This window comes from Congregibacter litoralis KT71 (assembly GCF_000153125.2).
Lineage (GTDB): Bacteria > Pseudomonadota > Gammaproteobacteria > Pseudomonadales > Halieaceae > Congregibacter > Congregibacter litoralis.
Window position 1 is genome coordinate 2927227 of sequence record NZ_CM002299.1, and the last position, 13040, is coordinate 2940266.

Consider the following 13040-nt stretch of genomic DNA (forward strand, 5'->3'; position numbering starts at 1 on the left):
GAGCTATTGCTCCAGGCCACCCCAGCGGTTCTCGAGCAACCACACTGCCAGAAAACCCAGGAGCATCAACGCAAGACAGAAAACAATCTGACTATCACCAACCTGAACACCGTATTGCCAGGGCAGCAGGGGCAAGGTACCGCCACTATCCGATGGCGCGGTTTTCCAGGGCCATACCACCAGCAGGGAACCACCGAGAAATCCCGTGAGCGTGGCAAGGGTAGGGCCGTGGTGTGCCCTGAGGAGGTAACTCAATATTCTAGAGAAGGACAGCAGCCCTGATCCCGCACCCGCGGCAAAAAGCGTGAGGGACAGGAGCTCCAGGGACTCAATAGCCTCAAGCACGAGGGGGTACATTCCCATGAGCACCAGAATAAAACTCCCGGATATACCGGGGAGAATCATGGCGCAGATAGCAAAAAATCCCGCCACAAAAAAACTCCAGGGCGCGCCTGGCAATGCGAAAACCGGCGACAGACCAATGCCGGCGGCAATGACCACGCCCCCCACAAAACCGCCAAAGGCGCCGGGAGACCACCTCCCTACATGGCGCAGGAGCACCAGAGCAGACGCCGCGATCAAGCCAAAAAAGAAGGACCACAGGAGCAGCGGCTGCGTTTCCAACAGCGAAGAGATGAGGCTTGCGAGGGAAAACACACTGATGGCGATACCCAACACGAGAGTTGCCAGAAAGGCCGCATCGGTGCGCTGCAGGGCATCGGCCCAACGACGGGCCACAAGGAGCTCGATAAGGCCGAGATCAAAGGCAGTAATGGCATTGATGAGGCGCTGATAGATGCCGGTGATAAAGGCCATGGTGCCGCCGGACACCCCCGGCACAATATCCGCCGCACCCATAAGAACCCCTCGGAGCAACACGCCGGGAAACAGAGAAACCGCTGGCGCCTCCCTATCGGGATGATCAGCCATTACCCAGGCCCGGCAGCAGCGGCACAAAACGCACGGGCTCGATATCGTAGCGTTCGAATCCGGAATCTGTGCGCTCGACCACCACCAGCGTCTGTTCCCGCCCGCCAACCGGCATCACGAGGCGTCCACCGACCGCCAGCTGCGCCAGCAGTGACTGAGGCACCTGCTCCGGCGCAGCGGCGGCGAGAATGCCATCGAAAGGCGCCTGAGACTCCCAGCCTTCATAGCCGTCGCCGTGGCGCATCTGGACGTTCCTGAGCTTTAACTGACGCATGCGTTTTCGCGCCGCCATGAGCAGCGGTTTGATTCGCTCCAGGGCAAAGACTTCCCCGACGATTCCCGCGAGCACGGCGCTCTGGTAACCGGAGCCACTGCCGATTTCCAGGACTTTACCGAGGTCACGACCGGTAATGAGCAGTTCCGTCATTCGCGCAACGATGTAGGGCTGGGATAGCGTCTGCTGATAACCGATGGGCAGCGCGGTATCTTCGTAGGCGCGATGGGCCATGGCCTCGTCCAGAAACAGATGCCGGGGGACGTTGCGCATGGCATCCAGCACGGCGATGTTGCTGACACCCTGCTCCTGCAGACGCTGCACCAGACGCTCCCGGGTGCGCTGGGAGGTCATGCCGATACCGGATACGTCCGCGGAACGGTTCATGAGGCCGCCAGCAACACAACGGCGTGGGCAGCAATGCCCTCTTCTCGACCCACGTAACCCAGCCGTTCGGTGGTCGTCGCCTTCACGGATACCTGATCTTTTGCGGCCCCGAGGTCCCCGGCAATGTTGCTGCGCATGGCGTCGATATGCGCTGCCATACGCGGAGTCTGGGCGACGATGGTGATATCCAGATTCCCCAGTCCGTAACCGCGATCAGTCACGAGCTTCATGCACCGCCGGAGGAGTTCTCTGCTGTCGATCCCCGCATTGGCCGCGTCAGTATCCGGGAAGTGTTTGCCGATATCGCCGGCCGCGATAGCCCCGAGGAGCGCATCACAGACGGCGTGGAGCACCACGTCGCCATCGGAATGAGCGAGAAGTGCGCGATCGTGAGGGATGGATACGCCACCCAGGACAAGAGTATCGTCGCCCTGGCCCGCCTCGGCAAAGGCGTGCACATCAAAGCCGTGTCCAATGCGCATCAGGACGGTTTCCCCGCGGAGTCTGTGAGCTGAGGGTAAAGTGTTTTCAACCAAAAGGCCGCCAGTTGCATATCCGGGGCATAGGTTACCTTGAGATTGCTCCCGGCGCCTCGGACAAGTTGCACGGGAAAACCCGCGGCTTCCATTGCTGATGCTTCGTCGGTCACCTTCAGGTTCCTGTGCGCGGCCTGATGAAGAGCAGTGCGCAGGTCCCCGACCTGGAACATCTGCGGCGTTTGGGCACTCCAGATCGAGTCCCGGTCGAGGGTATCCGTCACCCGGCCCTCCGCTGAACCCCGTTTAAGGGTATCCGTGACCGGCGTGGCCAGGAGTCCACCCACACCGCTTGCGGTTACGGTTTCGATGAGGGCTTCAAGCTGCGCCTGGCCGAGACAGGGCCTCGCCGCATCGTGTACCAATACCCAGTCCTCATCCCTCGCGGGGAGGGCCCCAAGACCCGCCGCCACGGAGTCAGCGCGACTGGCGCCGCCGGCACAGAGCTGAACGCGGGGATCGCTGAGAACAGCTGAGTGTTCGCGCCCCAGATCGCCTTCCGGCAGGGCCACGACGCAGCCCCGCAGTCCAGCGTAGTCCAGCAGCGCCGCGACACTCCAATCCAGGAGGGACCGCCCATAGAGAGGCAGGTATTGTTTGGACTGACTCTGAGCCATACGGGAACCGCTTCCCGCGGCCGGGACCACCGCCCAGATGTCGCTCATGGTCGGGGCTCGGCGGGCTTGGGCGCTATCTTTGCCGGATCCACAAACTGGTAGTAGATCTCGTCTTCCCCAGTGAGGCCCAGCTCTTCCCGGGCCCTTTGCTCGAGTACGGTATTACCGGCCTTCAGATCCCGCACCTGACGCGCCAGCTCTTCATTACGCTCTCGCAACAGTGCGTTCTCCCGCTGGGAATCCTGAGCCTGCTGACGCAGCCGCATAAGCTCCAAGCGACCACCATCGCCCCACCAGAGACGGTATTGCAGTCCGGCAAGGAGCAAGAGGAGTATCAGCAGTATCCAGCGCAAGGGCTTAGTTAACGCGCAAACTCGGCACGGCCTCGATAGGGCGCTGTAGATCCCAGCTCCGCTTCAATGCGCAGCAGGCGGTTGTACTTGGCCACCCGGTCGGAACGGCAGAGAGACCCGGTCTTGATTTGTCCCGCGCCCGTAGCCACGGCCAGGTCGGCAATGGTGGTGTCTTCGGTCTCTCCCGACCGATGGGAGATCACCGCGGTGTAGCCGGCATCTGCCGCCATGGCAATGGCATCCAGGGTTTCTGATAGCGTGCCGATTTGATTGAGTTTGATGAGGATGGAGTTGCCCACACCGCGCTCAATGCCCTGCCCGAGGATTTTGGTGTTGGTGACGAACAGATCATCGCCCACCAGTTGCACCCGCCCTCCCAGACGTTCCGTGAGCAGCTTCCAGCCGTCCCAGTCGGACTCATCAAGACCGTCCTCAATGGACAGAATCGGATGGGCATCCACAAGCCCCGCAAGGTACTCGGTAAACCCCGCACTATCAAAATCGCGCCCGTCTCCACCCAGCCAGTAGCGTCCGTCGCGGTAGAACTCTGACGCCGCACAGTCCAGCGCGAGGGTCACGTCTGTACCCAGGGAGTACCCTGCGTTTGCCACGGCTTCGGCAATCACCTCCAGGGCCGCCTCATTGGAAGGCAAATCTGGGGCAAAACCGCCCTCATCGCCTACTGCTGTGCTCAGACCCCGGCCCGAGAGCACTTTCTTGAGGTGATGGAAAATCTCTGCGCCGCAGCGCAAGGCTTCCGCAAAACTCTCCGAACCCACGGGTTGAATCATGAATTCCTGAATATCCACGTTGTTATCGGCATGCTCACCGCCGTTGATGATATTCATCATGGGCACGGGCATGCTCAGGGAACCGCGTCCATAAAGGTCCGCCATATGCGCATACAGGGGTTTATCCCGGGCGATCGCTGCCGCCCGCGCGGCTGCCAGAGATACGGCCAGCATAGCGTTGGCACCGAGCGATTCTTTGTTTTCCGTACCGTCAAGTGCGAGCATGGCGTTATCGAGATCCCGCTGTGCCGAGGCGTCCATCCCCAGGAGCGCGGAGCGCAGGGCGCCATTGATATTCGTCACGGCCTTACTCACGCCTTTACCGAGGTAGCGAGAGGCATCGCCGTCGCGCAGTTCCAGGGCCTCGCGGGATCCCGTGGATGCGCCCGAGGGTGCAAAGGCTGCGGCGCAGGCGCCGGTATCCAGCGTGACCTCAGCCATCACCGTGGGATTACCCCGGGAATCCAGCACCTCAAAACCCTGAACTTCCGTAATCTTGCTCACTTCTTCGCTCCCTGAATACTATGCTGTCGGCGCTGGGACGCCATATCCTGTCTGTACGTCTAATCGATGACGCGTTCGCTGGTCAATGTAAGCCCATCAATCAATATGCAGGGCCGGCAGAGCTTTGACGAGTTTATCCACGGCCTGCACCTGCTCCAGGAAGGGTTTTAACTTTTCCAGGGGCAAGGCACTGGGACCGTCACACAGGGCCTTGTCAGGGTCCGGGTGGGACTCGAGAAACAGACCCGCCAGCCCTACCGCCATACCCGCCCGGGCAAGCTCCGTCACCTGCGAGCGGCGCCCGCCGGAGGCGGCACCCATGGGATCTCGGCACTGCAGCGCGTGGGTAACATCAAAAATCTGCGGCACGCCGGCGGTCGCCTGGCGCATGACACCGAAGCCCAGCATGTCCACCACCAGATTGTCGTATCCGTAGTTACTCCCCCGCTCGCAAAGCATGAGCCGCTCATTGCCGCATTCGCGAAACTTTTCCACGACATTGGCCATTTGCGAGGGCGAGAGAAACTGGGGTTTCTTGATATTGATTGCCGCACCCGTCTCAGCCATCGCCCGCACAAGATCCGTCTGGCGGGCAAGGAATGCCGGGAGCTGAATGATGTCGCAGACCTCCGCCGCCGGCGCCGCCTCTTCCGGGGTATGCACATCGGTAATCACCGGCACTTGGAACCGGGACTTCACCTCCGCCAGAATCTCCAACCCGGCGCTTAAGCCCGGCCCGCGAAAGGAGTGAATCGAAGATCGGTTTGCCTTGTCGTAGGAGGCCTTGAAGACCAGGGGCACAGCCAGCTCCGCGCATACGCTGACGTATTCCTGGGCCACCTCCAGCGCAAACTCCCGGCTCTCGAGAACATTGACGCCACCGAGGAGAACAAAGGGCGCGTCGTTTGCGATCCGCAGTTCACCAAGCTCCACTGTTTTCGTCATGGCGCGGTCCTCGAAATCCCGTCTCAAGCCAAAGCCGTGTCACGGGCATGACGGTTACCCGCCGCCCGGTGACAGGCGGCCTGTATGTAGCTCGTGAACAAAGGATGACCGCCCCGGGGACGGGACGTGAATTCCGGATGAAACTGACAGGCCACAAACCAGGCATGCTCGGGGAGCTCGACCATTTCTACCAGGGACTTGTCCGCAGACCATCCGGCAATGGTCATACCCTGGTCCTGGAGGGTCTTTACGTAATTGTTGTTCACCTCGTAGCGATGCCGGTGGCGTTCGTTGATAACGTCGGCGCCGTATATCTCGCGAATGCGCGTGCCCTCCTCCAGGTGGCAGGGCTGGGAACCCAGGCGCATGGTGCCGCCCAGGTCAGAACTCTCGTCCCGCTGTTCCGTGCTCCCATCGGCGTTCTGCCACTCGGTGATCAAGGCCACAATGGGATGCGGTGTCTCCGGCGCCATTTCCGAAGAATGCGCGCCCTCAAGACCGCAAACATTGCGCGCGTACTCCACCAGCGCCACGTGCATGCCAAGGCAGATACCCAAGAAGGGAATGTCGTTTTCCCGAGCGTAGCGCACTGCCTCTATTTTCCCCTCGACACCGCGATCGCCAAAGCCGCCGGGCACCAGAATGGCATCAGCGCCCTCAAGTATTCCAATCCCATCCCGCTCAATGTCCTCGGCTTCCACATAATCCACCTGCACATCCGTGAGGGTCTGCAAACCGGCGTGGGACAGCGCTTCGTTTAGCGACTTGTAGGCATCGGGGAGTTCCATGTACTTGCCCACCATGGCAACCCGCACCGTGGCCTGGCGCTCTGCGACCTGGCGCTGAAGCACCTCGTCCCACTCACTGAGATCCGCTGCGGGGCAATCAAGATTGAAGCGCTCCACCACAAAGTCGTCCAGCCCATTGGCGTGCAGGGCCCGGGGAATGCTGTAGATCGTGTCAGCGTCCAGGAGGGGTATGACCGCCCGGGCCTCGACATTAGTGAACAGCGCAATCTTGCTACAGGCACTTTCTTCGATGGGCACCGTGGAACGGCAAAGAAGGATATCGGGCTGGAGGCCGATGGAGCGCAGTTCCTTGACGGAGTGCTGGGTCGGCTTGGTTTTTATTTCACCGGCGGTGGCGATATAGGGCACGAGGGTGAGGTGCATGAGCAAGGCCCGGGAAGACCCCATTTCCACCTTCAGCTGACGCGCAGCTTCAAGGAACGGCAGGCCCTCTATATCGCCCACGGTGCCGCCGATCTCCACCACGGCCACGTCGGCGTCGCCCGCACCAACGAGGACACGTCGCTTGATCTCGTCCGTGATGTGGGGAATCACCTGAACCGTCCCACCCAGATAATCACCGCGGCGTTCCTTGGCCAGAACCTGGTTGTAGACACGTCCCGTGGTGAAGTTATTCCGGCGGCTCATCACCGCCCGGGTGAAGCGCTCGTAGTGCCCGAGATCCAGGTCCGTTTCGGCGCCGTCGTCGGTCACATAGACCTCGCCATGCTGAAAGGGACTCATCGTGCCGGGATCAATATTGATATAGGGGTCGAGTTTGAGAAGAGTTACCTTCAAGCCTCGGGCTTCAAGGACCGCCGCCAGCGAAGCCGCGGCGATTCCCTTGCCTAGAGAAGAAACTACACCACCAGTCACAAAGACCAATCGCGTCATGCCACGCCTTCCTGTTGACTATTTCTTGACTTTGTCTTGACTACGTCTTGACGATGCCGTGAAAAGGTCCCGGACGAACAAGATTGCTATCAATCCGGGCCCGCGACCATGCGATAAGATGGGAGATCAAATTAACAGAAAGCGCCTTTCTCCTCAATCAGAAACCCATGTCCGAGGGGTTTTTTCTAGGGGAATTCTTCCCTTTTCAGCAGCAGTCTCAGTCCCAGAGACTCGGCCCGGGGGGAAGAGCGCAGGTCCCCCACGGCCAGGAGCACCTCGTGGTTGCCCGACTTCTGAATCAGCAACGGCACCCGAGGTCGCCACCAGGCGGGTACTGCGAGCTCCTGAAACACCGTCTTTAGCTCGACGTGCTGTCCGTTGCTGAGTTCCAGACGCTCGCCCCCCTGGCGGGTCGTTACCATCAAACCCGGCACATTGCCGGCTCCCTCCCTGCGCAGCGTGAGCCTGCCCAATCCGGGCCAGAACAGGGATTCGCCAACGGTGATGGCGCCGGCCTCCGGCGCGGTATCAAGGGGAGGCGGAAGCAGGTAGACCGCATCCCGATAACGTTCGATGGTCCACTCGGGACACTGCAAACGGGCACCGCGTCCCTCCCTAAGCTGACGCAGAAACTCCGATAACTGCGCCGCTGACGGTGGACGCAGGGAGCGCTCCCGCAACCAATCGCGAAGGGCCAGGGCCGCAAGAGCGGGCTCCTCGGGGAGTGCTGCCACCAAAAACCCCGGATCACCAAAGCATCCCTGTACCGTGGAAAGCCTGGGAGCCGGAAGGTGCTCGTTTCTTTCCCGCAGCTGCGCTGCGGTTCGGGACAAGGTGCTTCGATACCCCGGCCAGCGCCGCTCAAGAAGGGGCATTACCTCACGCCTGAGGTAGTTCCGGTCGAAGCGCATGTCGCCGTTGCTGGGATCTTCAACCCAGGACAGGCCCGACTCCTCTGCGTACTCTTTGAGCGCCCGGCGCGGTAGGGACAACAAGGGTCTGAGCAATGATCCGGCGCCGAGCGCCCGGTGCTGCGGCATGCCCGCCAGGCCATCGGGGCCCGCGCCGCGGAGGAGTCGCAGGAGCAGAGTTTCCGCCTGGTCATCCTGATGATGCGCCATCAACAGGACCCCCCCCCTGCCGATACGGTCTTCAAACCAGCGGTAGCGGGCATCGCGGGCAGCAGCCTCCATACCGCTACCGGCCGGTTCCAGGGAAAGCTCCGTGGATGCAAAAGCAACGCCCAACTGTTCGCAAAAGGCTTCGCAATGCGCCTGCCAGCGCCGCGCCTCAGCCTGGAGACCATGATTGGCGTGCAGTGCGACGAGGCGGTCAGGACAGGTTTTATGGGCGGCGTGGAGAAGCACCGTGGAATCCAGACCGCCGCTGTAGGCCACGAACAGCTGCCCGGCGGCGCTCAGTTGGGAACGACACTCCTCCAGGGCAAGGAGCACGGGGTTTTGAGACACCCCGGAGACAGCCTCAGTTGCCGTAGGCGAGGAGTCGCGCGTACCGGGCCTCAAGCATATCGTCGATGCTCATGGCTTTGAGCTTTTCAAGCTCGGCACTGACGTGCTCGCGAATACGCTGCCCCATGAGCGGCGCATCCCGGTGGGCGCCTCCCAGGGGTTCTTCGATACTAGCATCCACGATTCCCAGCTCTTTGAGCTTCTCGGAGGTAACACCCATGGCCGCCGCCGCATCCGAGGCAAACTCCGAAGACTTCCAGATGATGTTTGCGCACCCCTCGGGAGAAATCACAAAGTAGGTGGCGTACTGGAGCATCGCCAGGTGGTCCGCCACACCGATACCCAGGGCGCCACCGGAGCTGCCCTCGCCGATCACCACAGACACGATGGGCGTCTTCAGTCGTGACATCACCGCCAGGTTGGTGGCAATGGACTCGGAGATTCCCCGCTCTTCGGAGTCGATGCCCGGATAGGCCCCCGGTGTATCGATAAGGGTGATCACCGGGAGGCTGAAGCGCTCTGCCGTTTCCATGAGCCGAAGAGCCTTACGGTAACCCTCGGGCTTGGGCATGCCGAAATTCCGGTACACCTTGTCTTTGACGGAACGGCCCTTTTCCTGACCGATGACCATGACGGCCTCTCCATTGAGACGGGCCACGCCACCGACGATGGCCTTGTCATCGCCAAAGCGACGATCTCCGTGGAGTTCGTCGAAGTCCTCAAAGATCAGGGGAAGATAATCCAGGGTGTAGGGCCGCAGGGGGTGCCGGGCAACGCGCACCACATCCCAGGGACTCAGATTTGAAAAAATCTTCTCCGTGAGCTTGATGCTCTTGCCCTTGAGCTCATCCAGTTCGCTGCTGAGATTAAGTTCAGCCCCGGATCCCACGTGCCGAAGCTCCTCAATCTTGACCTCAAGCTCGGCAATCGGCTGTTCAAAATCGAGATAGTTAGGATTCATGGGCAACACGACATCTATGGGTTAGCTGACAGATTCTACCGAAAAGCACGCTGCGCCTCCATCAACTTTCAACTCCCGGACCGGCACGGGTCCGGTGCGGGCGGTCTCATCAACCCACGAGGGTAATCATCACCCCAGCCGCAACCGCCGAACCAATCACCCCCGCCACGTTGGGGCCCATGGCGTGCATCAGGAGAAAATTATGGGGGTCTTCCTCCAGGCCCAGCTTGTTGCTGACTCTGGCTGCCATGGGCACCGCCGAGACGCCTGCGGAGCCAATGAGCGGATTGATGGGTGTGCCGCCCAGACGATTCATAAGCTTTGCCAGCATCACACCCGACGCGGTTCCCACGCTGAAGGCGACAATGCCCAGACCGAGAATGCCCAGGGTGTTCACATCCAGAAACTTGTCCGCCACGAGCTTGGATCCCACCGCCAGGCCCAGAAATATCGTCGTAATATTAATCAGGGCATTCTGCGCCGCCGCACTGAGACGCTCCACCACCCCGCATTCGCGCATCAGGTTGCCGAAACACAGCATCCCCAACAAGGGTGCGGCATCGGGCAGAAGCAGGGCCACGAGAATCAGCAGCATGAGGGGAAAGGTGATTTTCTCCCGCCGACTCACTTCCCGAAGCTGCACCATCACGATCTGTCGCTCTGCCGTGCTGGTCAGGGCACGCATGATCGGCGGCTGAATAAGGGGCACGAGGGCCATATAGGAGTACGCGGCGACGGCAATGGCACCAAGCAAGTCCGGGGCGAGGATGCTTGAGACATAAATCGCCGTGGGTCCATCGGCACCCCCGATAATCCCGATGGCCGCCGACTGGGCCAGGCTGAAGTCCGTCACGCCCAATGAGGTGAGACCTACGGCCCCCAGTACCGTCGCGAAAATACCAAACTGTACCGCCGCCCCGAGGAGCAGGGTTCGGGGGTTCGCCAGCAAGGGCCCGAAATCCGTCATGGCACCAACGCCCATGAAGATCACCAGAGGCGCCACGCCGCTGCCGATCGCCACGCTGTAAAAACTGTAGAGCATGCCGTCGCTGAGCCCCGCGTCCCGTGCCAACTGCATGGCCTGCAGTTGCAGGGCCTGGGGAGCCATATCCAGGGCCGCCCCCAGGCTCGCGGGATCCGCGGCGCTGCCCAGCAACACAGCCAGCGCCCCCAATAACTCGCCATCGGCCCCGTGAAGGGCCTTGTCCAGCGCTGAGTAGGCAAGACCCGCTCCCGGGATATTCGCCAGCAAACCGCCAAAGCCTATGGGCACCAGGAGCAGCGGTTCGAACCGACGGTGGATCGCCAGGTAAAGAAGCAGCAGGGCTATACCCAGCATCACCCCGGAGCCGACGTCCATCTGAGAGAGACCGGACGCGCCCCACAATTGGGCCAGGCGGTCCATCAGTGAGTGTCCATCTCCAGCAATGTGTCACCCACCGCCACGGCATCACCCGCGGCTACGACCACCGAGGTCACGGTTCCCTGCTCCGGCGCCCGAACCTCGGTTTCCATCTTCATGGCTTCGAGGATGACCACCACATCACCCGCCTGTACCGTGTCGCCAACGGCAACGGCCAGGCTCACAATATTGCCCGCCAGAGGGGCGTTAACGGCCTCGGCGTTTGCCGCCGGTACCGGTGTTGCGGGGGCGGCCTCCTGAACGGGCGCTGACCGGACCTCGCCAAGCTCGCCGCCATCGCTCACCTCCACGACAAAACGTTGACCGTTAACCGCCACGGTGTAGACACCGGTGCCTTCGGGGTCAGGAGCGACGGCAGTTGAAGTTTGTGACTTTTGTACAGGTTCCTCAGGCACGGGCTCCGTACCCGGCGCGGGTTCGAAGGCGCTGGCATCGCCGCGCTTATCCAGAAAACGCAAACCGATCTGGGGAAAAAGCGCGTAGGTCAGGGCGTCGTCAACTTCTCCATCGCCGGCGGCGAGGCGGATGTTCTTTTCCTTCGCCAGGGCGCGAAGCTCGCTCCGGAGGGACTCCATTTCAGGCTCCAGGAGATCTGCCGGGCGACAGGTGATCACCTCCCCCCCATCCAGCACGCGCTGCTGCAGCTCTTCGTTGACCGGCGCAGGCGTTACCCCGTACTCGCCCTTCAACACGCCCGCGGTCTCCCGGGAGATCGATTTGTAACGCTCCCCCGTGAGGACATTGAGCACTGCCTGGGAACCCACAATCTGGGAGGTGGGTGTTACCAGGGGGATAAATCCCAGATCTTCGCGAACTGCAGGAATCTCCTCGAGCACCTCGCCGAGCCGATCGCCGGCGTTTTGCTCCCGAAGCTGGTTCTCCATGTTGGTGAGCATGCCGCCGGGCACCTGGGCCACCAGAATGCGGGAATCCACGCCGCGCAGGGAGCCCTCGAACTTCGCATACTTTTTACGCACATCGCGGAAGTAGCCGGCAATGCGATCCAGCGCCGCCAGGTCCAGACCCGTATCCCGATCCGTGCCCTCAAGAATCGCCACCAGGGCTTCCGTGGGCGAATGGCCGTAGGTCATGCTCATGCTGGAGACCGCGGTGTCGATGTTGTCGATGCCCGCCTCGATGCATTTGAGATTGGTGGCCGTGGACAGTCCCGTGGTGGCGTGGCACTGCATATGTATGGGAACAGAGCAGGCTTCCTTCAGGCGGGTGACTAACTCAAATCCCACATAGGGCCGCAGGAGCCCCGCCATATCTTTAATAGCGATGGAATCGGCGCCCATGTCCTCGATACGTCTGCCCTGATCGACCCAGCCATCAATATCATGGACCGGACTGAGGGTGTAGGCGATGGTGCCCTGAGCATGCTTACCCTGATTCTTCACGGCTTTTAAGGCCACTTCGATATTGCGCATATCGTTCATGGCATCAAAGACCCGGAACACATCCACGCCGTTGGTGGCGGCGCGCTCCACAAACTTCTCCACGACATCGTCGGCATAATGACGATAGCCCAGGAGATTCTGTCCCCGGAGCAACATCTGCTGCGGCGTATTGGGCATCGCCTTCTTGAGTTCCCGTATGCGATCCCAGGGATCCTCCCCCAGATAGCGGATGCAGGCATCGAAGGTCGCTCCACCCCAGGACTCCAGGGACCAGAAACCCACGGCATCGAGCTCCGCCGCAATGGGTAACATATCGTCCAGGCGCATACGGGTTGCGAACAGCGACTGATGCGCATCGCGCAGCACTAATTCGGTGATACCTAGCTTTCCAGGGCCATCAGACATGGGAGTTCCTTTGATCGGGATCAGATTCGGCTGCGCGGTGCCGTCGATGCTGATGCACCGCAGCGCTAATCGCGGCCAGTAATTCCGGCGCGGGGGCGAGGTCGCCCCTGGCCGCGCTGACGCGCTGGGGGACGACTATGGGGGGCTCCGGAAAAAAGCGCTGTATGGTCCGGGACATGACACGGGTGGCAAAGACCAGCAGCGTGAGAAACACCACCACGGTGCCCATGCCGTAAATCAGTAGTTCGATACCCTGCGATAGCAGACTGGCGCCCATGCGACCTCCCCCGAGAAGTGATCATCATAAACGAGGCATGGGCTCCGGGTCACGATAGCTGTGCGCACAGGCAAGTCTGCGTATAC

At 61.2% G+C, this 13040-nt stretch carries 13 protein-coding genes; all 13 read right to left on the reverse strand.

Annotated elements, in window-relative coordinates; translation table 11 throughout:
• Positions 1–3: 3 nt before the first annotated feature.
• Entirely contained in the window at positions 4–930 is a 927-nt protein-coding gene (locus KT71_RS13340) for a DUF368 domain-containing protein (protein ID WP_008294849.1), read from the reverse strand.
• Positions 923–1591 (reverse strand): protein-L-isoaspartate(D-aspartate) O-methyltransferase, encoded by a 669-nt coding sequence (locus KT71_RS13345; protein WP_008294848.1) that lies wholly within the window; start codon positions 1589–1591, stop codon positions 923–925. The genes KT71_RS13340 and KT71_RS13345 overlap by 8 nt, the downstream gene beginning before the upstream one ends.
• Entirely contained in the window at positions 1588–2073 is a 486-nt protein-coding gene (gene ispF / locus KT71_RS13350; protein ID WP_008294847.1) for a 2-C-methyl-D-erythritol 2,4-cyclodiphosphate synthase, read from the reverse strand. Before ispF ends, KT71_RS13345 begins: the two co-directional genes overlap by 4 nt.
• The gene (gene ispD / locus KT71_RS13355) at positions 2073–2792 is read right to left on the reverse strand and encodes a 2-C-methyl-D-erythritol 4-phosphate cytidylyltransferase (RefSeq protein ID WP_008294846.1); all 720 of its coding nucleotides are present in this window, start codon (positions 2790–2792) and stop codon (positions 2073–2075) included. Before ispD ends, ispF begins: the two co-directional genes overlap by 1 nt.
• Complete coding sequence (ftsB, locus tag KT71_RS13360; RefSeq protein ID WP_008294845.1) at positions 2789–3097, reverse strand: cell division protein FtsB; 309 nt, start codon at positions 3095–3097, stop codon at positions 2789–2791. The genes ispD and ftsB overlap by 4 nt, the downstream gene beginning before the upstream one ends.
• A gap of 8 nt (positions 3098–3105) precedes the next feature.
• Complete coding sequence (gene eno, locus KT71_RS13365; RefSeq protein WP_008294844.1) at positions 3106–4392, reverse strand: phosphopyruvate hydratase; 1287 nt, start codon at positions 4390–4392, stop codon at positions 3106–3108.
• Positions 4393–4488: 96 nt separating this feature from the next.
• Positions 4489–5337: a 3-deoxy-8-phosphooctulonate synthase gene (gene kdsA, locus KT71_RS13370; RefSeq protein WP_008294843.1), complete on the reverse strand. Its 849-nt coding sequence runs from the start codon at positions 5335–5337 to the stop codon at positions 4489–4491.
• Between the two features lie 23 nt (positions 5338–5360).
• A complete protein-coding gene (gene pyrG / locus KT71_RS13375; RefSeq protein WP_008294842.1) occupies positions 5361–7019 on the reverse strand; it encodes a CTP synthase in 1659 nt (552 codons plus the stop codon).
• A gap of 185 nt (positions 7020–7204) precedes the next feature.
• Positions 7205–8488: a tRNA lysidine(34) synthetase TilS gene (tilS, locus tag KT71_RS13380; RefSeq protein ID WP_023660055.1), complete on the reverse strand. Its 1284-nt coding sequence runs from the start codon at positions 8486–8488 to the stop codon at positions 7205–7207.
• Positions 8489–8501: 13 nt separating this feature from the next.
• Positions 8502–9449 carry an acetyl-CoA carboxylase carboxyltransferase subunit alpha gene (locus tag KT71_RS13385; protein ID WP_008294840.1) on the reverse strand — a complete coding sequence of 316 codons (948 nt, stop codon included), beginning with the start codon at positions 9447–9449 and terminating at the stop codon, positions 8502–8504.
• 109 nt (positions 9450–9558) lie between these two features.
• Positions 9559–10854 (reverse strand): sodium ion-translocating decarboxylase subunit beta, encoded by a 1296-nt coding sequence (locus tag KT71_RS13390; protein WP_008294839.1) that lies wholly within the window; start codon positions 10852–10854, stop codon positions 9559–9561.
• Entirely contained in the window at positions 10854–12677 is a 1824-nt protein-coding gene (gene oadA, locus KT71_RS13395; RefSeq protein ID WP_008294838.1) for a sodium-extruding oxaloacetate decarboxylase subunit alpha, read from the reverse strand. Before oadA ends, KT71_RS13390 begins: the two co-directional genes overlap by 1 nt.
• Positions 12670–12954 carry an OadG family protein gene (locus KT71_RS13400; RefSeq protein WP_008294837.1) on the reverse strand — a complete coding sequence of 95 codons (285 nt, stop codon included), beginning with the start codon at positions 12952–12954 and terminating at the stop codon, positions 12670–12672. The genes oadA and KT71_RS13400 overlap by 8 nt, the downstream gene beginning before the upstream one ends.
• Between the last annotated feature and the right edge of the window lie 86 nt (positions 12955–13040).